Annotated in this window: 20 protein-coding genes; 6 read left to right on the top strand and 14 right to left on the bottom strand. The window is 59.3% G+C overall.

Annotated features, from left to right (window positions below; translation table 11 throughout):
* Window positions 1–60 precede the first annotated feature (60 nt).
* Complete coding sequence (locus HKK55_RS26720) at window positions 61–1,221, top strand: AAA family ATPase (protein ID WP_169357336.1); 1,161 nt, start codon at window positions 61–63, stop codon at window positions 1,219–1,221.
* Window positions 1,222–1,339: 118 nt separating this feature from the next.
* Here HKK55_RS26720 and HKK55_RS26715 read toward each other — a convergent pair whose 3' ends face one another.
* The 12 genes from HKK55_RS26715 to HKK55_RS26660 all read right to left on the bottom strand — a co-directional run bounded on the left by HKK55_RS26715 (window position 1,340) and on the right by HKK55_RS26660 (window position 12,330).
* Window positions 1,340–2,215, bottom strand: a complete 876-nt coding sequence (locus HKK55_RS26715) for a transporter substrate-binding domain-containing protein (protein ID WP_169357335.1) — start codon at window positions 2,213–2,215, stop codon at window positions 1,340–1,342.
* Window positions 2,212–2,988 carry an amino acid ABC transporter ATP-binding protein gene (locus HKK55_RS26710; RefSeq protein WP_169357334.1) on the bottom strand — a complete coding sequence of 259 codons (777 nt, stop codon included), beginning with the start codon at window positions 2,986–2,988 and terminating at the stop codon, window positions 2,212–2,214. Before HKK55_RS26710 ends, HKK55_RS26715 begins: the two co-directional genes overlap by 4 nt.
* Window positions 2,985–3,644: an amino acid ABC transporter permease gene (locus tag HKK55_RS26705; protein ID WP_169357333.1), complete on the bottom strand. Its 660-nt coding sequence runs from the start codon at window positions 3,642–3,644 to the stop codon at window positions 2,985–2,987. The genes HKK55_RS26710 and HKK55_RS26705 overlap by 4 nt, the downstream gene beginning before the upstream one ends.
* Window positions 3,625–4,290 carry an amino acid ABC transporter permease gene (locus HKK55_RS26700; protein WP_169357332.1) on the bottom strand — a complete coding sequence of 222 codons (666 nt, stop codon included), beginning with the start codon at window positions 4,288–4,290 and terminating at the stop codon, window positions 3,625–3,627. Before HKK55_RS26700 ends, HKK55_RS26705 begins: the two co-directional genes overlap by 20 nt.
* A 434-nt stretch (window positions 4,291–4,724) precedes the next feature.
* Window positions 4,725–6,080, bottom strand: coding sequence for a TcdA/TcdB catalytic glycosyltransferase domain-containing protein (locus HKK55_RS26695; RefSeq protein WP_169357331.1), 1,356 nt, complete (start codon window positions 6,078–6,080; stop codon window positions 4,725–4,727).
* 336 nt (window positions 6,081–6,416) lie between these two features.
* Entirely contained in the window at window positions 6,417–7,199 is a 783-nt protein-coding gene (locus tag HKK55_RS26690; RefSeq protein ID WP_169357330.1) for a MetQ/NlpA family ABC transporter substrate-binding protein, read from the bottom strand.
* Between the two features lie 149 nt (window positions 7,200–7,348).
* The gene (locus HKK55_RS26685) at window positions 7,349–8,281 is read right to left on the bottom strand and encodes a sigma 54-interacting transcriptional regulator (RefSeq protein ID WP_169357329.1); all 933 of its coding nucleotides are present in this window, start codon (window positions 8,279–8,281) and stop codon (window positions 7,349–7,351) included.
* 48 nt (window positions 8,282–8,329) lie between these two features.
* A complete protein-coding gene (locus tag HKK55_RS26680) occupies window positions 8,330–8,911 on the bottom strand; it encodes an alpha/beta hydrolase (RefSeq protein ID WP_169357328.1) in 582 nt (193 codons plus the stop codon).
* A 338-nt stretch (window positions 8,912–9,249) separates the two neighbouring features.
* Entirely contained in the window at window positions 9,250–9,651 is a 402-nt protein-coding gene (locus tag HKK55_RS26675; protein WP_169357327.1) for a biopolymer transporter ExbD, read from the bottom strand.
* Between the two features lies 1 nt (window position 9,652).
* A complete protein-coding gene (locus HKK55_RS26670) occupies window positions 9,653–10,378 on the bottom strand; it encodes a MotA/TolQ/ExbB proton channel family protein (protein ID WP_169357326.1) in 726 nt (241 codons plus the stop codon).
* Window positions 10,379–10,421: 43 nt separating this feature from the next.
* Window positions 10,422–11,237 (bottom strand): energy transducer TonB, encoded by an 816-nt coding sequence (locus tag HKK55_RS26665; protein ID WP_169357325.1) that lies wholly within the window; start codon window positions 11,235–11,237, stop codon window positions 10,422–10,424.
* Window positions 11,238–11,478: 241 nt separating this feature from the next.
* Window positions 11,479–12,330, bottom strand: coding sequence for a LysR family transcriptional regulator (locus HKK55_RS26660; protein ID WP_169357324.1), 852 nt, complete (start codon window positions 12,328–12,330; stop codon window positions 11,479–11,481).
* Window positions 12,331–12,435: 105 nt separating this feature from the next.
* Here HKK55_RS26660 and HKK55_RS26655 point away from each other — a divergent pair, with 105 nt between their 5' ends.
* Both HKK55_RS26655 and HKK55_RS26650 read left to right on the top strand, forming a co-directional pair.
* A complete protein-coding gene (locus HKK55_RS26655; protein WP_169357323.1) occupies window positions 12,436–12,897 on the top strand; it encodes a nucleoside deaminase in 462 nt (153 codons plus the stop codon).
* Window positions 12,884–14,068 (top strand): CynX/NimT family MFS transporter, encoded by a 1,185-nt coding sequence (locus HKK55_RS26650; RefSeq protein WP_169357322.1) that lies wholly within the window; start codon window positions 12,884–12,886, stop codon window positions 14,066–14,068. The genes HKK55_RS26655 and HKK55_RS26650 overlap by 14 nt, the downstream gene beginning before the upstream one ends.
* Here HKK55_RS26650 and HKK55_RS26645 read toward each other — a convergent pair.
* Complete coding sequence (locus HKK55_RS26645) at window positions 14,065–16,425, bottom strand: TonB-dependent receptor (RefSeq protein WP_169357321.1); 2,361 nt, start codon at window positions 16,423–16,425, stop codon at window positions 14,065–14,067. The two genes, HKK55_RS26650 and HKK55_RS26645, sit on opposite strands and share 4 nt — an antisense overlap.
* Before the next feature lie 155 nt (window positions 16,426–16,580).
* Between HKK55_RS26645 and HKK55_RS26640 the strand changes: the two genes are divergently transcribed.
* Window positions 16,581–17,525 carry a LysR family transcriptional regulator gene (locus tag HKK55_RS26640; RefSeq protein WP_169357320.1) on the top strand — a complete coding sequence of 315 codons (945 nt, stop codon included), beginning with the start codon at window positions 16,581–16,583 and terminating at the stop codon, window positions 17,523–17,525.
* Window positions 17,526–18,493: 968 nt separating this feature from the next.
* A complete protein-coding gene (locus tag HKK55_RS26635) occupies window positions 18,494–20,107 on the top strand; it encodes an alkaline phosphatase family protein (protein ID WP_169357319.1) in 1,614 nt (537 codons plus the stop codon).
* Window positions 20,108–20,159: 52 nt separating this feature from the next.
* On the opposite strand, the gene HKK55_RS26630 is transcribed toward HKK55_RS26635, so the two are convergent.
* Window positions 20,160–21,065, bottom strand: a complete 906-nt coding sequence (locus HKK55_RS26630; protein ID WP_169357318.1) for a TauD/TfdA family dioxygenase — start codon at window positions 21,063–21,065, stop codon at window positions 20,160–20,162.
* 182 nt (window positions 21,066–21,247) lie between these two features.
* On the opposite strand from HKK55_RS26630, the gene HKK55_RS26625 reads away from it, so the two are divergent.
* On the top strand, window positions 21,248–22,168 hold the full coding sequence (locus HKK55_RS26625) for a LysR family transcriptional regulator (RefSeq protein WP_169357317.1): 921 nt from the start codon (window positions 21,248–21,250) through the stop codon (window positions 22,166–22,168).
* Window positions 22,169–22,187 lie beyond the last annotated feature (19 nt).

Raw genomic sequence — 22,187 nt, 5'->3', positions numbered from 1 at the left:
GGTTCCTTATCTGCATTAAGGATCCCATACTCCGAGGGTTCCCAAGTAGACAAGATGACCATGCTCAAGACCCTCGCGGTGGCCAATTACCGCTCGATCAATAAATTGGTGGTGCCGCTGGATCGTTTGAACCTGATCACCGGCCCCAACGGCAGCGGTAAATCCAACCTCTATCGCGCCCTGCGCCTGCTGGCGGAAACAGCTCAGGGCGGGGTGATCAACGCGCTGGCCCGTGAGGGCGGGCTGGACTCGACCTTCTGGGCCGGGCCGGAAAATATCAGCCGGCGCATGCTCAGTGGCGAGGTGGAGGTAGAGCCGACCGTGCGCAAGGGCGTCAAGCGCTTGCGCCTGGGTTTTGCCGCAGAGGATTTCAGCTATGCCATTTCCCTGGGATTACCCGAACCCAGCGAGTCATTTTTCTCCCTGGACCCCGAAGTCAAAAAGGAATGCATCTGGGCCGGCCACGTGTATCGCCCGGCAAGCCTGCTGGTGCAGCGTTCGGGGCCAATGGTGCGTGCCCGTGACGGTCGCGGCTGGGATGTGCTGGCCCAGCACACACCGAACTACAACAGCCTGTTCGATCAAGTCGGCAGCCTGCGCGGTTCGCCGGAGGTGTTGCTGTTGCGCGAGAGCATTCGTGGCTGGCGCTTCTACGATCACTTTCGCAGCGACATCGACGCGCCCGTGCGCCAACCGCAACTGGGGACACGCACGCCGGTGTTGCATCACGATGGGCGCGACCTGGCGGCGGCGTTGCAGACCATCCGCGAGATAGGTGATCCCGAAGCCTTGCAGCAGGCCGTCAGTGATGCGTTTCCAGGCGCACGGCTGAATATCGAGCCGCTGCAAGGCGGACGTTTTGCCATAGAGTTTTATCAGGAAGGTTTGTTGCGGCCATTGTCGGCGGCGGAGTTGTCGGATGGGACCTTGCGCTACTTGCTGCTGGTGGCGGCGCTGCTGACGCCACGGCCACCAACGATGATGGTGCTGAACGAACCGGAAACCAGCCTGCATCCAGACCTGTTGCCGGCGCTGGCACGGTTGATCATCAAGGCATCCGAGCAGTGCCAGGTGTGGGTGGTGTCCCACGCCAGCCGCTTGATTGCGGCGTTGCAGCAGGATGAAGGGTGCAACTCGATCGTGCTGGAGAAGGTGATGGGGCAGACACAGATTGTTGGGCAGAAGGTGTTGGATCAACCGGCCTGGCACTGGCCGAGTTAAGCGGCGCCTGACAGGGCCTCTTCGCGAGCAAGCCCGCTCCCACATTTGGAATGCATTCCAAATGTGGGAGCGGGCTTGCTCGCGAAAGCGGTGTAACATTCAGCGCAGAAACAAGGGATCAACCCTGCCACTTACCCCCTTCCACAATCACACTCTCAGGCTTAGTGTCATCGCTCAACTCCTTGCGCACATACTGGTCATACAGCTTGAGCAGATACTTCTCCTCACCCAACTTCGCCAACTCGGTATTCACCCAATCGCGCAGCTCGATATTGCCCTTCTTCACCGCTGGCGCAATCGGCGCCTCATCGCCCAACTTCTGCTCCAGCACACGGTAGCCCGGGTTCTGCTTGGCCCAGCTGAACAGCACCAGGTTGTCTTGCGCGTAAGCATCGCCACGGCCACCGGCCAAGGCTTGCAGGGACTCGGAATTTTTTTCGAACTTGAGCAGTTTCCAGTCCGGGTGGTTCTTGGTCAGCCAGATATCGGCGGTGGTACCGGTGGTGACGATGGTGGTACGGCTGGCCAGGTCGTCCAGGCTTTTTACTTCGCTGCCTTGGGGCACCAGCGCCTGCACCGCGACTTTCAGGTTGGGGTTGGTGAACTCCACCGCTTCCTTGCGCTCCGGGGTCACGGTCATGTTGGCGAGGATCAGGTCGACCTTATCGCTTTGCAGGAATGGAATACGGCTGGCCGGTTCCACGGCAACGAATTCGACCTTGTTCTCATCGCCCAGCAAATCCTTGGCAAAACGACGGCCGATGTCGGTATCAAAGCCAACGTAGCGGCCAGCTTCGTCGACAAAGCCGAATGGAGGCTTGTCGGTGAACACGCCGACAATCAGCTTGTCCCGGGCCTTGATCTTGTCGATATAGCTCACCGCAGTTGGTGCGGCAGCCGCAGGTTTGGCAGGCTCGTCAGGCTTGTTGCATCCGGCCAGCAACGCGAGGCCGAACAGCGGCAGTAACAGCAGTGAAGACTTGGCAGTTTTCATAACAGCTCCAGTTCCTTGGTTTTTTTGGGCAGTGTTGAAACGAAGGAGAACTTCTCCAGGAACTGCTGCGCGCGTGCGGTTTGCGGGTTCGTAAAGAATGCCTCGGGGGTGTTCTGTTCGAGGATGCGGCCAGCCTCCATAAACACCACGCGGTCGGCGACGGCGCGGGCGAAGGCCATTTCGTGGGTGACAATCAGCAGGGTCATGCCGTCCCGGGCCAGGCCCTGGATCACCTGCAGCACCTCCTTGACCATCTCCGGGTCGAGGGCGGCGGTGACTTCGTCAAACAGCATGACTTGTGGGTTCATGCACAACGACCGCACGATGGCGATGCGTTGCTGCTGGCCACCCGAAAGCTGGCGCGGGTAGGCGTCGCGCTTGTCGGCGAGGCCGACCCGCTCCAGCAGTTGTTCTGCCTGCGCGCGTGCTTCTCGTGGGGCGCGCTTTTGTACTTTCAGCGGGCCCAGCAGGATGTTGTCGAGCACGCTCATATGCGGGAACAGGTGATAGCTCTGGAACACCATGCCCACGTCCTGGCGTACCTGGCGCCAGTCGGTGGCCTTGTCCAATAGCTCTTTACCGGCGAAACGCAGGTGCCCGCTGTGGGCCACTTCCAAGCCGTTGAGACAACGCAGCAAGGTGCTTTTGCCGCAACCGCTGGGGCCGAGGATCACCACCACTTCGCCACTTTCGACGCTCAGATCGATACCCTTGAGCACCTGCTGCTCACCGAAGAATTTGTTGAAACCCTGGAACTCGATCAATGCGCTCATGCTTGGGCCCAGCGCCGTTCCAGCACCTTGGAGGCGGCTGACAACGGGTAGCAGATAAAGAAGAAAAACAGGAACAACGCGCCGTAGATCAATACCGATTCGTAGGTGCGCTCGATGATTTGTTGGCCGACCTTGATCACATCCACCACACCGATCAGCACCGCCAACGAACTGGTCTTGATGATGCGGGTGTAGACGTTGATGGTCGGCGGCGTCATGCGTTTGAGGGCCTGGGGCAGCAGCACATAGCCGTAGAGTTGCGGATCAGACAAGCCAATCGACAAGCCCGCTTCGCGCTGGCCACGCGGCAAGGAATGCAAAGCACCGCGCACCACTTCGCCGACTTCACTGGCGCCCCACAACGACAACACCAACACCGCGCACCAGAAACTGGGAATGCTCAGGCCAAAGAAAATCGGCAGCCCGAAAAACAGCAGGTACAGCCAGACCAGCACCGGAATTGCGCGAAACAGTTCCAGGTAGATCCGCAGCACAACGTCGATGGCTTTTAGGTTCAGGGTGCGCAACACGCCATACAACACGCCGCCGACGGTACTGAAGGCGATGCTCAAGAATGAAATCGACAGGGTTTGCGCAGCGCCCTTGCCCAGTTGCGGCAACGACACCCACAACAACTCAAGACCCGAACTGGCCATGCTGGAGCCTCCTTTCCAGACGGCTGAGCAACAGCGACAGCGGCAGGAATAACAGCACGCAGATCAACGTCAGCACCGCGAGCATTTCGTAGGTTTTGTAGTAGAGGGCGATATAGCTTTTGGTGGTGTAGAGAATCTCCGGCACCGCCACCGCCGAAACCACGGTGGTCTCCTTGAGCAGGAAGATGAAGTTCGCAAACAACGCCGGCAGGCTGAGGATCCCGGCCTGGGGCAGGATTACATAACGCAGCAATTGCCAGTGGGACAAGCCGATGGATTTACCAGACTCCAACTGCGCCTGTGGCACAGCCTCGACTCCGGCGCGCAGCACTTCGGTGAGGTAGGCGCCACCGAGAAATGTCATGGTAATAATCGCCGCCCAGAACCCGGAGATATTCACCCCCAGGGCCGGCAAGGCGAAGTAGACGAAGAACAATTGGATCAACAACGGCGTGTTGCGGGCCAGTTCCACATACAACGCCACCAGGCGCCACAGGTACGGTGTGCGAAATACCAGCAAGGTGGCGTTGATCAACGCCACCAGCAGCGACGTGCCGATGGCGATCAAGCCCACTTGCAGGGTCACGCCCACGGCCTTGAGAAACGCCGGCAGGGTGCTGAGGATAAAAGCGTAATCGAAGGTCATCTGAAAATCCCTGACGCCGTAGGGGTAATGCGGCGTTGGTGCGGTCCGAATCGACGTGGGTAACGTCGAGTAGCGCCGACTTTAAAGGTATAAAAAGTAAAATTTAAATACCTAAATAGCATATTGATATCACCCAAACAGCTAACCTGCGGATTCGCGGGATAAGCGGGTGACAGCTATCGTTCTCGGGGCTGTAGGAGACTTCTTTTTATCGGCGCTGCACTACAGGGATGGGCAGCGGTTGGCCAGACTGACGACCACTTAACGTGCGAGGGAATGACCGATGGCAGAGACTAAACCGATTGACCCACAGGATTTGGTGAAGTGGTTGGTGGCGCTGCGCAGGGCGATCAATAGCCGGGATGTCCGAACGTGAAAAAGCCTCGTGGGTAGACGAGGCTTTCATGACTTACCCTTGGGCGGATTCTCTACGCTCAGCTACCTCCTGCCATGGCTTTGGTAGCGCTGTTTTGCTGCTCCTCCGTTTCGAAGTTGACATAGTTGTCCGGAAACTTGAAATGCGAATCCACTAACTGCCAGAACTCTTCATTCCGTGGCTGCGTCTTGTCCCAAATTCTATCTGCCAAGGAACCGGCGTCGTCACGTATCAGATCTGAACGTCCCTTGGCCTCTTGTATCACCCTGTCGACATGGCCGCGCAACGCATTGGGCCCCGTGGTTTCAATAGTGCTTTTATTCGGGCGACTAAAGTAACGATCACCGGAGTATTCATTGCCTTTCATGGAGCGATATTTATCGCCAATTTCATCTACCAGGCTGGAAAGCATCGCGCTCTGGGGGTGGCTGGAAAACAACGCGTTGGCAAAATAGGGCGTTGCATTACCGCTTGCTTCATTTTTGCCTTCGGCCATGCCAACCAACATCAGGTCGGGATGAGCATTTAATGCCCCATCAAGTGGTCTCACGCTCTCCAGGTCAATGTCCGTATAGGTGCCACCGTGTCGCTGGACGATTTCATAACGAGCTACGTCCGAGGCTGCGGCATAGCCGCCATTGCGACCAATAATTTCGTGCTGATACACATCCTTATTTTTTAAACGGATATCCGAAGGGTTGCTCAAGTCACGAATTTGCACATTTTTGAGGTCGCCGAAGCGCTCCTGCAAAGCATCCAGGGTCATCGTGTCACGGGAAGGGTTACTGGCGTAGCGGTCCCACGACTTTGTCGTCTGGTCCAAAATAACGGCTTCTGCCTGATGGAACTTATCGTCAGTACGCGAGGCATGGCGCTCAAACGCATTGAGTACCTGCGAAGCGTTGTCAGGTGTGACCTTACCACCATCGGGTAGCAGTAAAGCTTTCAGCTGTTTGTTACCTGAAGAAGAGAGTTCTTTATTCAGCTCAGTGATCACTTGCGTTTGCGCAGACTTATTGCGCAATTGGTCTTTAGGTGTAGATGGTCTCTCCATCGTCACTTTAAGCTGACTGAATAACCCGCGCATTGGTCTTTCAGATTGGTAGTTAGGATAGATAGCCTCCGCTTTTGCTTGTGCAGATTTATTAGTGGCGTAAGCATCGAATTGGGTGGAGTCCACCCACAACATGACCTTGTGATTGGGGTTCATCGTTGCCCATTGTCGTAGGTATTCGTCCTGCTTGGCGCTGGGCTCCGAACCCACCCACACCATGTGAATATTATTGGGGATCGGCTTAAACTCACTGCCGGGGTAAGCCGTGTCGAAGCTGCCAGCACTTTGCGGTTGGGCAGAGACATGACTCAGACCTGCTGAAGGGGATTGCTGGCGATTCAAAGAAATTGATTCAAACATAAGGACACTTGGCCTCCAAAAGTTAATTAAACTAACTGGCGCCTCCATGCGGTGCTTCTTACAACACGTGCAAGCTTGCCCCTACAAAACCCATAAAACAAAAAGCAAAATGTAACAGCATTTAAATATATATTCCGCCACAAACAAATATACTACCGACGGAACCTATCCACATTATTCACCCAATAAACCCTTCGGCAAACCCTATATACCCCAGACTCAAAATATAACTTTATTATTACAACCAGGAATAATCCTACCGAAGAGCACATATAAAAAACGCCGACGCTTTCCAAGCCGTCGGCGTTTAAACCTTGAAGGGGTTTTGGGGTTCGATCAGAACGCCGGCACGACCGCGCCGTTGTACTTCTTCTCGATAAACGCTTTCACTTCCGGGCTGGTCAGGGCCTTGGCCAGCTTCTGGATGGCGTCGCTGTTCTTGTTGTCCGGACGGGCCACAAGGAAATTCACGTACGGCGACTTGGCGTCTTCGATGACCAGCGCGTCCTTGGCTGGGTTCAGGCCGGCTTCCAGGGCATAGTTGGTGTTGATCATGTCCAGGTCAACCTGGTCGAGAACCCGTGGCAGCAGTGCCGATTCAAGTTCCTTGAATTTGAAGTTGTGCGGATTCTTGGCGATGTCTTTTGGCGTGGCCAGGGCGTTTTTCGGGTCTTTCAACTCGATCAGGCCAGCCTTCTGCAACAGGAGCAACGCACGGCCGCTGTTGCTGCCTTCGTTCGGAATAGCGATGGTGGCGCCATCTTTCAGTTCAGCCAGGGTTTTGACTTTCTTCGAGTAACCACCGAAAGGTTCAACGTGCACACCCACCACGGTGACCAGGTTGGTGCCTTTACCCTTGTTGAAGTTTTCCAGGTACGGCAGGGTCTGGAAGTAGTTGGCGTCCAGACGCTTCTCAGCCACTTGCACGTTCGGTTGTACGTAGTCGGTGAAGACCTTGATTTCCAGGTCCACGCCTTCTTTGGCCAGGGTCGGTTTGACCAGCTCAAGGATCTCTGCGTGCGGGACCGGAGTGGCCGCAACGACCAGTTTCTCGTTGGCCTGGGCAACGCCAGCAGTCAGGGCAGCCGCCAGTGCGGTGAACAACAGAACCTTTTTCATGCAGTGTCCTTATCGAAAATCCGGGTCGTCAGCGACGGCCGCTTCTTATGTGGTGTGCCAGCGAAATGCTATCGCGGCGTGGAACGGACAATACCGAGATTTTTTATTCCCGAACAATATCTTTTATTCACTTTGATATTCCATTTTGCTCATACAGATGCCAACCCTTCCAATAGACGCTTCAACGCGCTGCGCTCGGCCTCGGTGCCGTGATTGAGGATCTGCCGGGCCTGATGTTCGATCTGCGCCAGCGACGGTGGACTCACCGGCAAATTCAAATGCTCCGGCAAAATTTCATCGCCGCTGCTGACCAGCAATGCAAAGTGAATGACGTTTTCCAGTTCGCGGGTGTTGCCCGGCCAACTGTGGTGCTCCAGCACCCGCTGCGCCGCGTCGCTGATCAGTGGCACAGGCAAATCCAGGCGCTGGCTGTAGATGCCGAGGAAGTACTCGGCCAGGGACAAAATATCGCCCACTCGCTCGCGCAAGGCGGGCAATTCAAGCTGGCCTTCGTTGAGGTAATGGAACAGGCGCTCATGAAATTTACCGACCGCCACGGCCTGGGCAAGGTCGATGCTGGTGGCCGCCACCAGCCGCACATCCACCGGGCTTGGCTGATGAGCGCCGACGCGGGTGACTTCGTGATTCTCCAGGGCGGCCAACAGTTTGATCTGGATCGGCAGCGGCAAGTCACCGATTTCATCCAGGTACAGCGTGCCGCCATTGGCCGAGCCGAACCAACCCGCACGACTACTGGCCGCACCGCTGTGGGCACCGGCGGCATAGCCAAACAACTCGGCGTCGGCGTAGGTGGGGCTGATGGCGCCGCAATTGACCGAGACAAACAAGCCGGTGCGGTCACTGCCACGATGGATATGCCGCGCCAACAATTCCTTGCCGCTGCCGGTTTCGCCGCGAATCAGCACCGGCAACGCACGCGGCGCCAGGCTTTCCAGGTCTTCGCGCAGTTGCCGGGAACGTGGGTCGACAAACACCAGCGCCTTGGCACGGATGCTCAGGGGGCTTTTATCGGCGTCGGGAAAGGTCAGCAGTGGCTGACCATAGGTTTCATGCAAGCTCATGGCAGGCTCCCGCCCACATCCGCGCAGGGACGGGGCGTTGAAGAAAATTTAGGCACGACGCCGGGAATGCTGCTCCAGGCGATTTTGCAGGCGATAGAGGTAGGCAAATCCCTGTTCCCAGCGCTGGTGGCCGGACTTCACATTGATATGCCCGGCACCCGCGAGAATCCCTGCTTCGGCGCCCCAGTTACGCGCCAGCTCCACAGCGCGAGGGGCGCTGACGGCACTGTCGTTGTCAGAGCTGACGACTTGAGATGGAAACGGCAGCAGGTCAGTGGGAATCGGCGCAAAGTTACGCAAGGCGGGCGCACAGGCAGGTCGTTCGACGTCAGCCGGCGCCACCAGCAAAGCGCCACGTACCTGACGCAGAAACTCCACCGGCGCGGTGGCCGCCCAGTGGGCAACGGTGATGCAACCCAGGCTATGGGCAATCAGAATCACCGGTGTGCTGTCGGCGGCGATGGCTTCGGCCAGTGCCGCCACCCAGTCTTCGCGTCGGGGCGTCAGCCAGTCGGCCTGTTCCACACGGGCGCTGTTGGGTAGGCTGTTCTGCCAGTGACTTTGCCAATGATCTTCTGGCGATCCTTGCCAGCCCGGCACGATCAGATAACGAATCGACTCGCTGTGCATGGGTGTGCCCTCCTGCAGCGTTTAACGTTGCTGGTCAGTATAGGGACGGGTCATATATTCGTTAAGGAATAAGAAGCTATTTATTAATAACCAAAAACTCAAACGCATCACAATCAAATACTGTGGGATCTGGCTTGTGTGGGAGCGGGCTTGCTCGCGAAAGCATCACTAAGGTGTGACTGATACACCGAGGTGCCTGCATCGCGGGCAAGCCCGGCTCCCACACAAGCCAGCTCCCACAGGGTCCTTCAGCGGTCTGTAAAATATGTTTATTTCAGGCAAAAAAAAGGCCGCACCCTGCCAAGGAGACGGCCAAAAAATTGTCGAGGCTTTTGAAACTAACGTGCCGTAATCACCGACAGCTTGGTGATGCCCGCGCGCTCGATAGACGCCATGGCCCGAGCCACTTCGCCGTAATTCACACCATCATCAGCCTGCAGTTGCACCCGCACATCCGGGTCCTTGGCCTTGGCCGCCTGCAGGTTGAACTCCAGCAAATTCGGCTGGATTTCATCCTTGTTGATAAACAGTTTGCCGGACGCATCGATGCTCACCACCAGTGGGTCTTTCTGCTCCACCGGCGCCACGGCTTCGGTCTTGGGCAAGTTGATCGGGATCGCGTTGGTCAGCAGCGGTGCGGTGACGATAAACACCACCAGCAGCACCAGCATCACGTCCACCAGCGGTGTGACGTTGATCTCGCTCAGCACCTCATCGCTGTCTTGTGTGGAGAAGGCCATATCAGGACGCCTCCTTCACTTTCTGCGTGCCGCCCTGGGTTGCGTTCTTGTGCAGGGCCGGATGGATCAGCACGCGGAACGAGTTCTTCTGCGCCAGGCTGTAGAAGTCGTGGGCGAAGTCGTCCAGGTCGGCGGCGGTCAGCTTCAGGCGGCGCAGGAAGTAGTTGTAGACCAGCACCGCCGGCACGGCGACGGCGATCCCCACGCCGGTCGCGACCAGCGCGGCACCGATAGGGCCGGCCACGGTTTCCAGGCTGGCGGAACCGGCGGCACTGATGCCTTTCAACGCCTCCATGATCCCCCACACGGTGCCGAACAGACCGATAAACGGCGAGGTACTGCCGATACTGGCGACCACGGCCAGGCCGGTTTCCAGGGAGCGGCGCTCACGCACGATCTGCTGGCGCAAGGCGCGTTCCAAGCGGTCTTGATGATTGATCGCCTGGCTCAAGTCGGCGGCGTGAGGCGCTTCACCCACCTGAATCGCAGCGTAACCGGCCTGGGCTACACGGGCGGCGGCGCCGGGTTGGGTTTCGCTCAATTCAGCGGCTGAATCGAGGCTTGATGCCGCCCAGAACTGTTTGTGGAACTTGCGATCCTGGGCCTTGAGGCGACCGAACTGCACACCTTTGAGCAGGGCCAAGCCCCAGGTGGCGACAGAAAAAACCACCAGCAGCCAGATCACCGCGCTTTCAATGGATTCAAGTGGAGATGCCAATAACGTCATGATGTGTTCCCTCGGTGTAAGCGATGTGGTGTTGAGCCCGTGCTCAATGAATCTTGAAGTCGATCGGTACGCTGACCCAGCCATCCTGGGCGACGTCGCCTTGCTTGGCCGGCACGAAGCTCCAACGCTTCACGGCGGTCAATGCGGCGTCATCGAGTTGCTGGCGACCGCTGCTCTTCTGAATCTGGATCTCTCCCGGCTTACCGCTGGCCAGTACATGCACCCGCAACAACACCGTGCCCTCCCAACCCCGGCGCTGGGCCAGTGACGGGTACTCGGGCGCCGGGTTCTTCAGGTACGCGGCGTTGGCCGAGGCCGGTGTGACCGGTGCCGGTGCGGCGGGTGCAGCCGCGGGTGCAGGCGGTGCCGGTTGCGGTGGCGCGGGCGGTTGCTCGACGGCTTTGGGTGCAGGCTTGGGCTCGGGTTTAGGGACCGGTTTGGGCTTGGGTTTCGGAATCGGTTTGGGGGGCGCCGGTTTGGCCGCCAACTCATCCACCACCGGCGGCGGTGGCTCGACCACAGGGGGCGGCGGCGGTGGTGGAACTGGTGGCGGCGGCTCCACAACCGGGGGTGCCGGTTGGGAGAATTCTATGGTCATCGGTGGAATTTCCGGCGGCACAATCGGCAGCACCGGCGTTTCTTTCTGGCTGATCCAATAGATCACTGCGCCATGCAGCGCGAGTACGAGAATCCCCAGCAGAATCCCTTCACGCCGGCTCAAGATGCGCTTGGGGGCTCTCTGCAAACGCAACTGCCCCAACGGTACGCGGTGCGGCCGGCCAAGGTCGACCAACTCACCACCCGGTGCCTGGCGCCATAGCGCCTCTTGTGCACTGGCAGCGGTCTGGACATTGCCCATTGATTAACTCCCTACGGTCTTTAAGCAAAAAAACCGACAGGCCTGCCTGGGCGGCCGTCGAGGGCTGAATCATCGGGGCCAGACGCTTATCTCTTAAAGTAATCTTTAAAGTTATACATAGACTTAAATCGCATATTGAAAATCGACACACACGGCAAAGCCACGCCGTTCGTGGGCTAGCGCCCAGGCGCTGAATTCCAATGCTCTACAGGCATAAGAAATATTCGCCAAAGGCATCCATTCAGCGCGGATTACGCCCACACAACGCCAGCAACTGACGCTGCAATGTCTGCCCCGCCGCTCCCAAGCCAGTACGTCCATATAACGCCAGGCGCACGCCCTGCACTGCCGGCAAACCACTGTCTGGCCCGAGCATCACATGCCCGGCTTGCACCACCCGTACCGGCAGCAGACTGATCCCCAGCCCCGCAGCTACTGCCGAGCAGACGCTGGCCAGGCTCGCGCTGGAATAACCGATGCGCCAACGCCAACCGCCGACTTCCAGATGATGGAGCATTTCATTACGGTACAAACCGCCTACGGGAAACGCCACCAGCGGCAGTGGATCACGGCCCAGGGACGGCGTACTGCGGCTGTCGACCCAGCACAACGGTTCCGGCCATGACGCCAGGCAGTCATCGCTGTCGCCCATCTGCTTGACCAACAACACATCGAATTCACCGCCGCGATACTGGCGCAGCAGCTCAGGCCCCAATCCACTGGTGACCTCCAGACGCACCCGTGGATAAGCCACGACAAAGGCCGAGAGCAACGGCATCAGTCGCTCGGCCGCAAAGTCCTCGGGCACACCCAGGCGCAGCACGCCGTCACTTTGCTGATTGGCCATGACGTCGGCCGCTTCTTCGTGCAGCGCCAGGATTCGCCGCGCGTAGGCCAACAGGCGCTCACCCTCGGCGGTGGCAACCACACGACGCTGATCGCGATCCAACAGCACATAACCCAGGCCCTCCTCCAGACGCCGAATCTGTTGGCTGACAGTGGACTGGGTCAGGTGCAGGCGCTCGGCCGCGCGGGTGAAATTGCCGCAATCAGCGACGGCGACAAAACTGCGTAACAACACAGGATCGAACATGGGCATCACCATTCCATTTGCCACTGATTGGCATGGTTATATTTAATTTCAGAATACTCCGCAGGCTGCCCATACTTCACCCTTCATTGCACCCGGAGGCTTTCCATGACTGACGATCAACGCCATTTGCAGCGCGCCGTAGCGTTGGCCCGACACAACGTGGCCGATGGCGGCCGTCCGTTTGGTGCGGTACTGACCTATAACGGCGAAGTGTTGGTGGAGGCCGTCAACGAGATCCACCTGAGCCAGGACCCCACCGCTCATGCAGAGATGCTGGCGATCCGCACGGCCAGCCAACGCTTGGGTGCCCGCCTGCAAGACTGTGTGATCTACGCCAGCGGCCAGCCCTGCCCGATGTGCTTGAGCGCGATGTACCTGAGTGGCGTATCACGGGTGGTGTTCGCCGCCAGCAATGAAGTCGCGGCGCCATTTGGCTTGTCGACCGCAGCCATTTATCAGCAGCTCGCACTGCCCCTGACCGAGCAGCGCCTGGCCATCGAACATGTGCCACAGGCCGCCATGGCCACCCTTTATCACGACTGGCAGGCCTTGCATGACGCTGAATAATTCACTGGCCGGCAAGCTGGCTGGCTGGGGTTTGTTGGTGGTGCTGGGGCTCAACCTGCGGCCGATCCTCAGTTCCATCAGCCCGCTGCTGGGAGAGATTCGCCTGGCCACCGGCCTGAGTTTCCAGAGCAGTGCCCTGCTCACTAGTCTGCCGGTGATCTGCATGGGCTTGGTGGCGCTGGTGGGCGTACGCGTGGAAGCGCAATTGGGGGAACGCCGCGGCATTGCCCTGGGCCTGATGATGATTCTGTTGGCCTGCCTGGCGCGCTGGCTGTTTGGCCAGGCGGCAGCGCTGCTGGCGACGGCGTTGCTGGGCGGTGCCGGCGTAGCACTGATCCAGGCGCTGGTGCCGGCGATGATCAAGCGCCAGTTTCATCAGCAGGTGCCCCTGGCGATGGGGGTGTATTCGGCCTCGTTGATGGGCGGCGGGGGTTTGGCGGCATTGCTTAGCCCAGTGGTCGCCAGCCAATTCCAACACTGGCAAGCAGGCCTGGGGATCTGGTTGCTGCCGGCACTGGGCGCCCTGCTGTTATGGGTGTGGCTGCCATTGGGCGCGGCAAAAAGTCAGCAGATCACAACGCCGTTCAAAGGCTTGCGCAATCGTCGGGCGTGGTTGTTGGCGGTGTATTTTGGCCTGGTCAATTGCGGTTATATGAGCATGGTGGCGTGGCTGCCAGCCTACTACCAACAACTGGGTTGGGGCGTGTTGCCCAGCGGTTCGCTGCTGGCCTTCATGACGATTTTCCAGGTGATTGCTGCGCTGCTGATGCCAGCCCTGGCCCAACGGGGTGTCGACCGTCGGCCCTTGTTGGGCATCAGCCTGCTGGCCCAGGCGGTGGGATATCTCGGTTTGCTGATGGCGCCGTTGCAACAGCCGCACCTGTGGGTGGCACTGATCGGTTTCGGCCTTGGCGCCTGCTTTGCGCTTAGCCTGCTGCTGACGCTCGACCACCGCCGCGACCCTCGGGAAGCCGGGCAACTGGCGGCGTTTGTGCAAGGCGTAGGCTTTTTGATCAACGCCATTTCGCCGTGGCTGACCGGCTGGCTGCGCGCACTGACCGGCAGTTTCGTCAGCGCCTGGGTGGTGCTGATGGTGACCGTGGTAGCGATGCTGGTGGTGACCCGGGTGTTCAGCCCGGCGACCTACCGCACCGCCGCCGTGCCCGGCTAGAAGTCGTAGCGCCCAGTCACCCCCAGCGTGCGCGGAGTGCCCAGCAGCCCTTCATAACCACCGTTGCCGGCAGTCCACAGGGTGGTGTAGTAGGTCTTGTCGAAGGCATTTTTCAGCCACAACGACACGTCCCACTGCCCTTGCTGGTAATTGCCGCGCAACCCGGTAGACAGGTTGACCACCGCGTAGCTGGGGATCTGCCCGTAGTCCGAATCCTCGACCGTGCCCACCGCCTTGGAGCGGAAGGCGTAGCTGGCGGTGACATAGGGTTCGAAGCCGTTATCCAGGTTCCATTTGTATTCGCCATTGGCGTTGGCAATCCACTTTGAAGCCCCCACCACTTGATGTCCGCTGAGGTCGCACGAAGCCGGCGCACCAGGGCGCAGGCTGACTTCCGGTGGGCAAGGCGCATCCTTGTAAGACAGATAGCTCACGTCGTTAAAGGAGCCGTTGACGTTCAGTGTCAGGCCTTTGATCGGCACCAGAGTACTTTCCACCTCCACGCCCCGTGAGCGCACCGAACCGGCGTTGGTCAGGTACTGCACGCGGTTGCTGTCGTCGTAGGCGTTGGTCTGGTAGCCGTTGACCTGGGTCCAGAACAGGTTGGCGTTGAGCTGCAAACGCCGGTCCCACAAGGTGCTTTTGAAACCCAACTCGGCGTTGTTGGCGCGCTCGGTACCGATCAGCAATGAGTCCGCCCCAGCCGTCGGCGCAGAGCCCACCGCCAGGTTGACGCCACCGGACTTCTCGCCATGGGACAAGGTCGCGTAACCCAGCAGGTTGTCGGTAAAGCGATAGCTGAGGTTCAACAGGCCGGACGGGCTGGTGCTGTATTGGTTGAGGTCGCCGGAGTCATAGGCGCCGGCGCGACCGCGTCGGGCAGTCGCGGCGGCGCCGGTTACCGCAGCGCCACCAACGGGTGCATTGCGGGTAACCCAGGCGCTTTTCTCTTCGTAGGTACCACGCAGGCCGGCGGTGAAATCCAAACGCTCGGTCAGGTGCCAGGTGCCTTGGGCGAACAGGGCAAAACTGTCGGTGCGGATATGCCCGTTGCCAACGCTGCTGACGTTGTTCAAGGCGCCCGTGGGCGTGCCATTCCAGATGTCGGCCTTGGGCCCGTAATAGGCGAAGGATTTGTTGTCCAGGTCAGAGCCGAAGTAATAGGCGCCGAGCACGTAATCGAAGAAGCCGCCGGTGGGCGACGCCAGGCGAAATTCCTGGGACCACTGCTTGTCTTCCACCGACACGCCGGCGTTATAGGACGTCGGCACGTTGAGGCCGTCATCGTTGCGCGGGGTGAAATTCCACCAGCGATAACTACTGACCGAGGTCAGGGTGAAGTCACTGGGCAGGGTCCAGTTGGCTTCCAGCGACGTGCCACCCTGGAACACGGTGACGTGCTGCTGGCCGTCCAGATTGACCTTGCGATGGGTACCGTCCACCAGAGTTGCCCCCGCCGCAGCCGCCCGCGACTCATAGAGGTTGGTGCCGTTGATGGTCGGCCCGGTGTTGTACAACACACGGGTACCGGCGCTGGAATCCTCTTCGTTATAATCGCCGATCCAGCGCAGGTTGAACGCCTCGCTGGGCTTGTACAGCAGTTGCCCGCGAAAGCCCTGGCGTGAGCCGCCGTTGAGGTCGTGGCCGTCGTATTCGTTCTTGATATCGCCGTCGCTGCGGGTGCGATAGGCGGAGAAACGTCCCGCCAATTCGTCAGTGAGTGGCCCTGAAATCGTACCTTTGGTTTGGAAGTAACCGTCCTCACCCAGCGAGGTTTCGATGCTGCGCTCCGGGGTAAAACTCGGCGCACGGGTGCTGATATTGATCACCCCCGCCGTGGTGTTCTTGCCGAACAGCGTGCCTTGCGGGCCACGTAATACTTCGAGCTGTTCGATGTCCATCAGGTCGAATACCGCCATCCCTGGCCGGCCGAGATACACGTTATCGATGTACAACCCGACGCTGCCTTCCAGGCCGTCACTGGCCGGGTTGTTGCCCAGCCCGCGAATCGACACGCTGGACTGACGTGCGTGCATATAGGCGACATTGACGCTGGGCACCAATTGCTGCAAATCCTGAATCCGGTAGACCCGCTGACTCTCCAACGCCTGGCCGCCGATCACGCTCATAGGCGTGGGCACGTCCTGTGCACTTTCGGTACGGCGGCGAGCCGTGACCGTGACGGTTTCCAACTGGCCGCTGGCGCTCTGGCCCTTGCTGGCAGGCGCAGGCACGGCGTCCGTGGTTTCAGCCGCCTGGCTGTGGGACCAACTCGCGCTGCCGGCCAGCAACAACGCCAGGGGCAGGCGCTTGAGCCGCAAGGGAGAGGAAGGGACAGCGGGCGTCAACAGGCTCATAAGCGGCTCCGGCATCAGGAAATAGGCAGCAACGCATATTCCATATGGTTATTTATTTATGTTTTTACAAACATTTACTGCATAAGAGATAGCCTTTATAAGGAGTCGACCTAATGCATAGCCAATGCATTTCCCCGATATTTTTAATGTGAAAAATGCATATCGATCTGCGCCAACTTCGCCACTTCATCGCCCTCGCCGAACAGCGCAGTTTTGTCGCGGCCGCGTTGACGGTGAACCTGTCGCAATCGGCGTTCAGCCGGAGCATTCAGGCCCTTGAACACAGCGCCGGGTGCCAACTGGTGGATCGCGGGCGCAAGGACCTGGCGCCAACCAAGCAAGGCCAGGTGCTGCTTGAACATGCACGACGGCTGGTCAGTGGTGCACAGCAACTGGCTAACGAGATCAGCCAGTTCAATGGCCTGGAAGCTGGCGAATTACGTTTCGGCTGCGGCCCGGCGCCGGCGGCTGGGTTGATCCCCCGAGCCATCGGCAGTTTTATCGGGCGTTATCCCAAGGCGCGAGTGCAGTTCCAGGTGGACGATTGGCAAAGCCTGAGCAAGCGCCTGCTCAGCGAAGAGTTCGAATTTTTCGTCGCCGATACCCGCCACTTCGAAGCCAACCCGGACTACCAGACGTACCGCCTGCGCCCGCGCAAATGGCACTTCTGCTGTCGTGCCGGGCACCCGCTGGCCCAACTGAACAGCGTGAGCGCGGCCGAGCTGATGAGTTATCCCCTGGCCGTGACCATCCGCCCGCCGAACTTACGCAAGGTCATCGTCGACCTCAGCGGGCGGCCCGATTACATCCCCAATGTCGAATGCGAAAACGGGTACAGCTTGTTGGGGGTGGTGTTGCGGTCCGACGCCATTGGCATCGTCAGTGCCAACAGCGATGTGCTGCGCATGGCTCGGGGTGAGTTGGTGTGCTTGAAGATTGAAGGGTTGGCCGAGGATCTGGAGGAGCGTTATACCCGCTATGGCATTGTCAGTCGTGCGGGGTATCGGTTGTCGCCGCTGGCGGAGGCGATGATTGAGCAGATCAAGGCGGTTGATGAGGAGGATGAGGAGGTGTGTGTGTTGGAGAATTTTGCGGTTTGAATGGGCTGTTGTGGGGGGCTGTGTACATATCCGTTGCTGCGGTCACGGCGGCTATTGGTTCCGCTCTTACAGCGGGTCACTTTCGAAAAGCGCGAAAGTAACCAAAGCGCTCTTGCCCCACCACTTGGCACCTCGCTAGTGCTCGGTGTGCCTTCTCTCCGGCATTGCTCCGTGGGCCGCCGCAATGGGCCATCCCTGGCCCAGTGCGGCTAAACCGGCGTCCTGCCGGTTTACCCACGGATCAATGCCTACGTTCAGCCAGCGTGGTTTAACGGGGCGCCCAGATCAAAATCAAAAGCAGAGCAGAGCAGAGCAGAGCAGAGCAGAGCAGAGCAGAGCAGAGCAGAGCAGAGCAGAGCAGAGCAGAGCAGAGCAGAGCAGAGCAGAGCAGATCAACAGCCAAGCTGCTTTTTTTGCTTTTCTGTGGGAGCTGGTTTGCCTGCGATGGCATCACCTCGGTGTTCCTGAAAGACCGAGTTGCCTGCATCGCAGGCAAGCCAGCTCCCACAGTAGACCGTGCCCGCATTTGATTTTGCCTTGGCTTCACACCACTCAAGCCGGCCGGTAGGCCGCTGTGTTCTTGATCTGCTTTTGACTTTGATCTTAGGCGCCCCGTTAAACCACGCTGGCTGAACGCAGGCATTGATCCGTGGGTAAACCGGCAGGACGCCGGTTTAGCCGCACTGGGCCAGGGATGGCCCATTGCGGCGGCCCACGGAGCAATGCCGGAGTGAAGACATGCCGAGCCACGGCGAGGTACCGAGTGGTGGGGCAAGAGCCCTTTGGTTACTTTGGGGCTTTTCCAAAGTGACCCGCTGTAAGAGCGGAACCAATAGCCGCCATCACCAAAAAAATGGATATGCCCCCAACCCATGCAAACACTGCATAACCCCCATTCCCCAAATGCACTTGCCTCCCCCCACCCAACCAGCGAAAACCCTCACCTGTCCCTCGATCGGTGAACCCTCATGCCCCACCCCCAACCCGTACGCAACGTGCTCTACATCATGTGCGACCAACTGCGCCGCGATTACCTCTCGTGCTACGGCCACGCCCATCTGCACACCCCCAATATCGACCGTCTGGCAGCAGCCGGCGTGCGTTTCAGCCGCGCCTACACCCAAGGCACCATCTGCGGCCCATCGCGGATGTCGGCCTACACCGGCCGCTACGTCAGCAGCCACCAAGTGGCATGGAACGCGGTGCCGTTGCCGCTGGAAGAGCTGACCATCGGCGACTACTTGCGCCCCCATGACATCCGCACCGCGCTGGTGGGCAAAACCCACGCCACGCCCAACCTCGAGGCCTTGCAACGCCTGAACATTGACCCTGACGGCCCCCAGGCCGAGCCACTCAATGAAGTCGGTTTCGACGCGTACTTTCGCCACGACGGAATCTTTCCCGACAGCCCGCTGTTCGAAGAAAAGCGCGAGTCCGCGCCCTACACCCATTACCTGCGCGAACAGGGTTATGACGGCACCAATCCCTGGCATGAATGGGCCAATGCCGCCGCTGGCGAGTCGGGAGAAGTCCTCAGCGGCTGGCACATGCGCAACGCTCACCTGCCAGCGCGTGTGGCCGAACAACACTCGGAAACCGTCTACACCACCGACCGCGCCATGGACTTCATCACCGAGCAAGGCGAACAACCGTGGTGCTTGCACCTGTCCTATATCAAGCCGCACTGGCCCTACATCGCCCCGGCGCCGTACCACGCGCTGTATGGAGCCGAACATGTCCAGGCACCGATTCGACCGCAGCCTGGACACGCCAGCAATCACCCGGTGTATCAAGCGTTCCGCCAACACCAGGAGAGCCTGAATTTTTCCCGGGACGAGGTTCGGCTCAACGTCATTCCGACCTACATGGGCCTGATCAAACAGATCGACGACCAGCTCGGCCGGCTGTTCGATTTCCTCGAAAGCAACGGCCGTTGGGACGACACACTGATTGTGTTCACCAGCGATCATGGCGACTTCCTGGGCGATCATTTCCTGGGAGAAAAAGAGTTTCTGCTGGAGCCTGCAGTAGGCGTTCCACTGATCGTGCGTGACCCTCGTGCCGCAGCTGATATCAGCCGTGGTTCGGTGGATGCGCGTCTGGTGGAAACCATCGATGCCCTGCCCACTTTCCTGCAGGCCCTGGGGTTGCCCGCTGCCGAACATCGCCTGGAAGGTCGCTCGCTTATCCCGCTGTTGCACGGCGAAGACATCCCTTGGCGCCGCTACGCCATCGCCGAATATGACTACGCCTTCCAGGCCCCGGCTCGCGAGCGCCTGGAGCAGCCCATCGACCGTTGCCGGATGACCATGGTGCGCAGCGAGCGCTGGAAATACCTGGCGTATGACGGCTTTCGCGCGCAGCTGTTTGACCTGGAAAATGACCCACAGGAATTGCGCGACCTGGGCATTGATCCAGCGTATGCCCAAGTGCGCGAGACTCATCAGGGTTATCTGTTTGAATGGCTGCGAGGGTTGAAGCGACGCACCACCATCAGCCACGCGGAGATTGATCTGCGTGGCCAACGGTTTCGTTATGGTGAGCCTGAGGCGCAGAAGGTGGTGCAAATAGGCGTCTGGTAAGCACCGCCGCTCCCACACTTTTGATCTTCAGTGTTCTGGAGAACGTGGTTATCTACAGTCCTTTAGTGGTCTGGCTGCGATGCCCTTGCACACCCACAGGTACATCACCTTTCAATGTCACGCGCCGCACAATGCGCTCCTGGGTACCGTAGTCATCCACCGCGTAATGCTGGGTGGCGCGGTTGTCCCAGATCGCCACGTCGCCGGTATTCCAGCGCCAGCGCACGGTGTTTTCCAGGCGGGTGACGTGGCTTTGCAGGAGGGTGAACAACTGCGTCGAGTCGGCCTGTGAGTAACCCTTCAGGCGTTTGACGAAATGCCCCAACAGCAAGGTTTTTTCACCGCTGACCGGGTGCACACGCACCACCGGGTGTTCGGTTTCGTACACCGTCGAGGTGAACACCTTGCGGTACTCCTCAAGCTTCTCCACCGACACGTCCGGCTTGCGCGCGGCATAGTCGTATTCGTTGCTGTGCACCGCCCAAAGGTTGTCCGCCAGCGCACGCAGCTCAGGTGTCAGGTCGTTGTAGGCGCTGGCGGTGTTGGCCCAGACCGTGTCGCCACCCGAGGCCGGCGACAACACCGAACGCAGGATTGAGGCTTTCGGGTAGGCGTCGACGAAGGTCACGTCGGTGTGCCACGAGTTGGCACGATGACCACGGGCGCCGTCCAGTTCCAGCAGAAAACGCGTGCCGTCGCGCACCGGCACCGTCGGGTGAGCAATCGGCTCGCCGAGCAAATGGGCGAAGGCCTCCTGGCTCTGATCATCAAGGTGGGTCTGCTCACGGAAGAAGATCACCTTGTACTGCACCAGCGCCTGCTGGATGGCTTCGACGGTAGCAGCGTCCAGATTACCGGACAGTTTGATGCCCCGGATCTCGGCGCCTATGCGTCCGGCTACCGGGTGAATGTCCAGCGCCTGAGCGACGGGTTGAACAGCTAGTGCGGCATTGCTCATTGTGATGACCCTCATGTGCCTGCTTACGGTTGGGAAGCGCTTCGACAACGCTCTATTCATATGCAATTTAGATCTAGCAAATGAACACATGCTTCGTTGACGGAATAAGAGCTTGCATTTAAAACCTCAGGTCCCTGGGTCGCAAATGCCTTCGACCTATTTTTCAGATGCCGGGAAAGCATATGGATCTTCGCCAACTGCGGTACTTCATCGCCCTCAACGAACACCGCAGTTTTGTGCGTGCGGCGGATGCAATGGGCATCACCCAACCGGCGTTCAGCCGCAGTATCCAGGGGCTGGAACAGGAGTTCGGCTGCGTGCTGGTAGACCGCGGCAACAAAGACCTGCGCCCCACGCCGGAAGGCCAGGTGGTGCTGCAACATGCCTTGACCCTGGTGCAAGGCGCCGCCTTGTTGAACAGTGAAGTGACGCGCATGACCAAGCTCGATGCCGGTGAATTGCGCTTCGGTTGCGGCCCGGCGCCAGCGGTGAAACTAGTGCCCGACGCGGTGGCGCGATTTATCAACGCCCACCCGAAAATCCGCACCCATTTCCAGGTGGATAACTGGGAAACACTCAGCCGCAGCCTGAGCCGTGAAGAGATCGAATTTTTTATCGCCGACATCCGCCAATTCGAAGCCGACCCGAACTTCCAGACCCAGGCGCTGACGCCCAAACGCGGGGTGTTTTTCTGCCGCCCAGGGCATCCGCTATTGGCCAAGGACAGCCTGTCGACCAACGATATGTTCGAGTACCCATTGGCAACTCCGCTGATCTCCCAGGGGATTAGAAAACTGCTGGCGAACCTCAGTGGACGGATGGATTTTTCACCCAGCATCCAGACCGAACACTTCCCGGCACTGGTGAAGATTGTGTTGCAGTCCAATGCGATTGGCGTGGGCACCGAAGAGGCGTTTGCCGAGGACATCGCCAAGGGTGAACTGGTGCTGCTGCACTGGCGCAACCTGCCGCAGAACATGGAGACCATGAGTGCCCGGTGCGGGATTGTCAGCCGCACCGGGTTCAGGTTGTCGCCGGCGGCGAAGGCGATGATCGAGACGTTGGTGGCGGTGGATCGGCAGGAGGTGAGTGTGGCGGTCTAGCGTGGCCGCATCGTGACAT

The sequence above is a fragment of the Pseudomonas sp. ADAK18 genome (assembly GCF_012935695.1).
Lineage (GTDB): Bacteria > Pseudomonadota > Gammaproteobacteria > Pseudomonadales > Pseudomonadaceae > Aquipseudomonas.
Note: the sequence above shows the minus strand (reverse complement) of the source record. Positions and strands in the feature narration are given on the sequence as shown.

Bases quoted from the DNA above. Each gene is read 5' to 3' on its own strand.
- HKK55_RS26630 (WP_169357318.1), bottom strand. From the start codon at position 21,065: ATGAGCAATGCCGCACTAGCTGTTCAACCCGTCGCTCAGGCGCTGGAC.
- HKK55_RS26655 (WP_169357323.1), top strand. From the start codon at position 12,436: ATGACTGACGATCAACGCCATTTGCAGCGCGCCGTAGCGTTGGCCCGA.
- HKK55_RS26675 (WP_169357327.1), bottom strand. From the start codon at position 9,651: ATGGCCTTCTCCACACAAGACAGCGATGAGGTGCTGAGCGAGATCAAC.
- HKK55_RS26705 (WP_169357333.1), bottom strand. From the start codon at position 3,644: ATGGCCAGTTCGGGTCTTGAGTTGTTGTGGGTGTCGTTGCCGCAACTG.
- HKK55_RS26680 (WP_169357328.1), bottom strand. From the start codon at position 8,911: ATGCACAGCGAGTCGATTCGTTATCTGATCGTGCCGGGCTGGCAAGGA.
- HKK55_RS26715 (WP_169357335.1), bottom strand. From the start codon at position 2,215: ATGAAAACTGCCAAGTCTTCACTGCTGTTACTGCCGCTGTTCGGCCTC.
- HKK55_RS26685 (WP_169357329.1), bottom strand. From the start codon at position 8,281: ATGAGCTTGCATGAAACCTATGGTCAGCCACTGCTGACCTTTCCCGAC.
- HKK55_RS26690 (WP_169357330.1), bottom strand. From the start codon at position 7,199: ATGAAAAAGGTTCTGTTGTTCACCGCACTGGCGGCTGCCCTGACTGCT.
- HKK55_RS26645 (WP_169357321.1), bottom strand. From the start codon at position 16,425: ATGAGCCTGTTGACGCCCGCTGTCCCTTCCTCTCCCTTGCGGCTCAAG.
- HKK55_RS26625 (WP_169357317.1), top strand. From the start codon at position 21,248: ATGGATCTTCGCCAACTGCGGTACTTCATCGCCCTCAACGAACACCGC.
- HKK55_RS26700 (WP_169357332.1), bottom strand. From the start codon at position 4,290: ATGACCTTCGATTACGCTTTTATCCTCAGCACCCTGCCGGCGTTTCTC.
- HKK55_RS26710 (WP_169357334.1), bottom strand. From the start codon at position 2,988: ATGAGCGCATTGATCGAGTTCCAGGGTTTCAACAAATTCTTCGGTGAG.
- HKK55_RS26665 (WP_169357325.1), bottom strand. From the start codon at position 11,237: ATGGGCAATGTCCAGACCGCTGCCAGTGCACAAGAGGCGCTATGGCGC.
- HKK55_RS26640 (WP_169357320.1), top strand. From the start codon at position 16,581: ATGCATATCGATCTGCGCCAACTTCGCCACTTCATCGCCCTCGCCGAA.
- HKK55_RS26635 (WP_169357319.1), top strand. From the start codon at position 18,494: ATGCCCCACCCCCAACCCGTACGCAACGTGCTCTACATCATGTGCGAC.
- HKK55_RS26650 (WP_169357322.1), top strand. From the start codon at position 12,884: ATGACGCTGAATAATTCACTGGCCGGCAAGCTGGCTGGCTGGGGTTTG.
- HKK55_RS26720 (WP_169357336.1), top strand. From the start codon at position 61: ATGCTCAAGACCCTCGCGGTGGCCAATTACCGCTCGATCAATAAATTG.
- HKK55_RS26660 (WP_169357324.1), bottom strand. From the start codon at position 12,330: ATGTTCGATCCTGTGTTGTTACGCAGTTTTGTCGCCGTCGCTGATTGC.
- HKK55_RS26695 (WP_169357331.1), bottom strand. From the start codon at position 6,080: ATGTTTGAATCAATTTCTTTGAATCGCCAGCAATCCCCTTCAGCAGGT.
- HKK55_RS26670 (WP_169357326.1), bottom strand. From the start codon at position 10,378: ATGACGTTATTGGCATCTCCACTTGAATCCATTGAAAGCGCGGTGATC.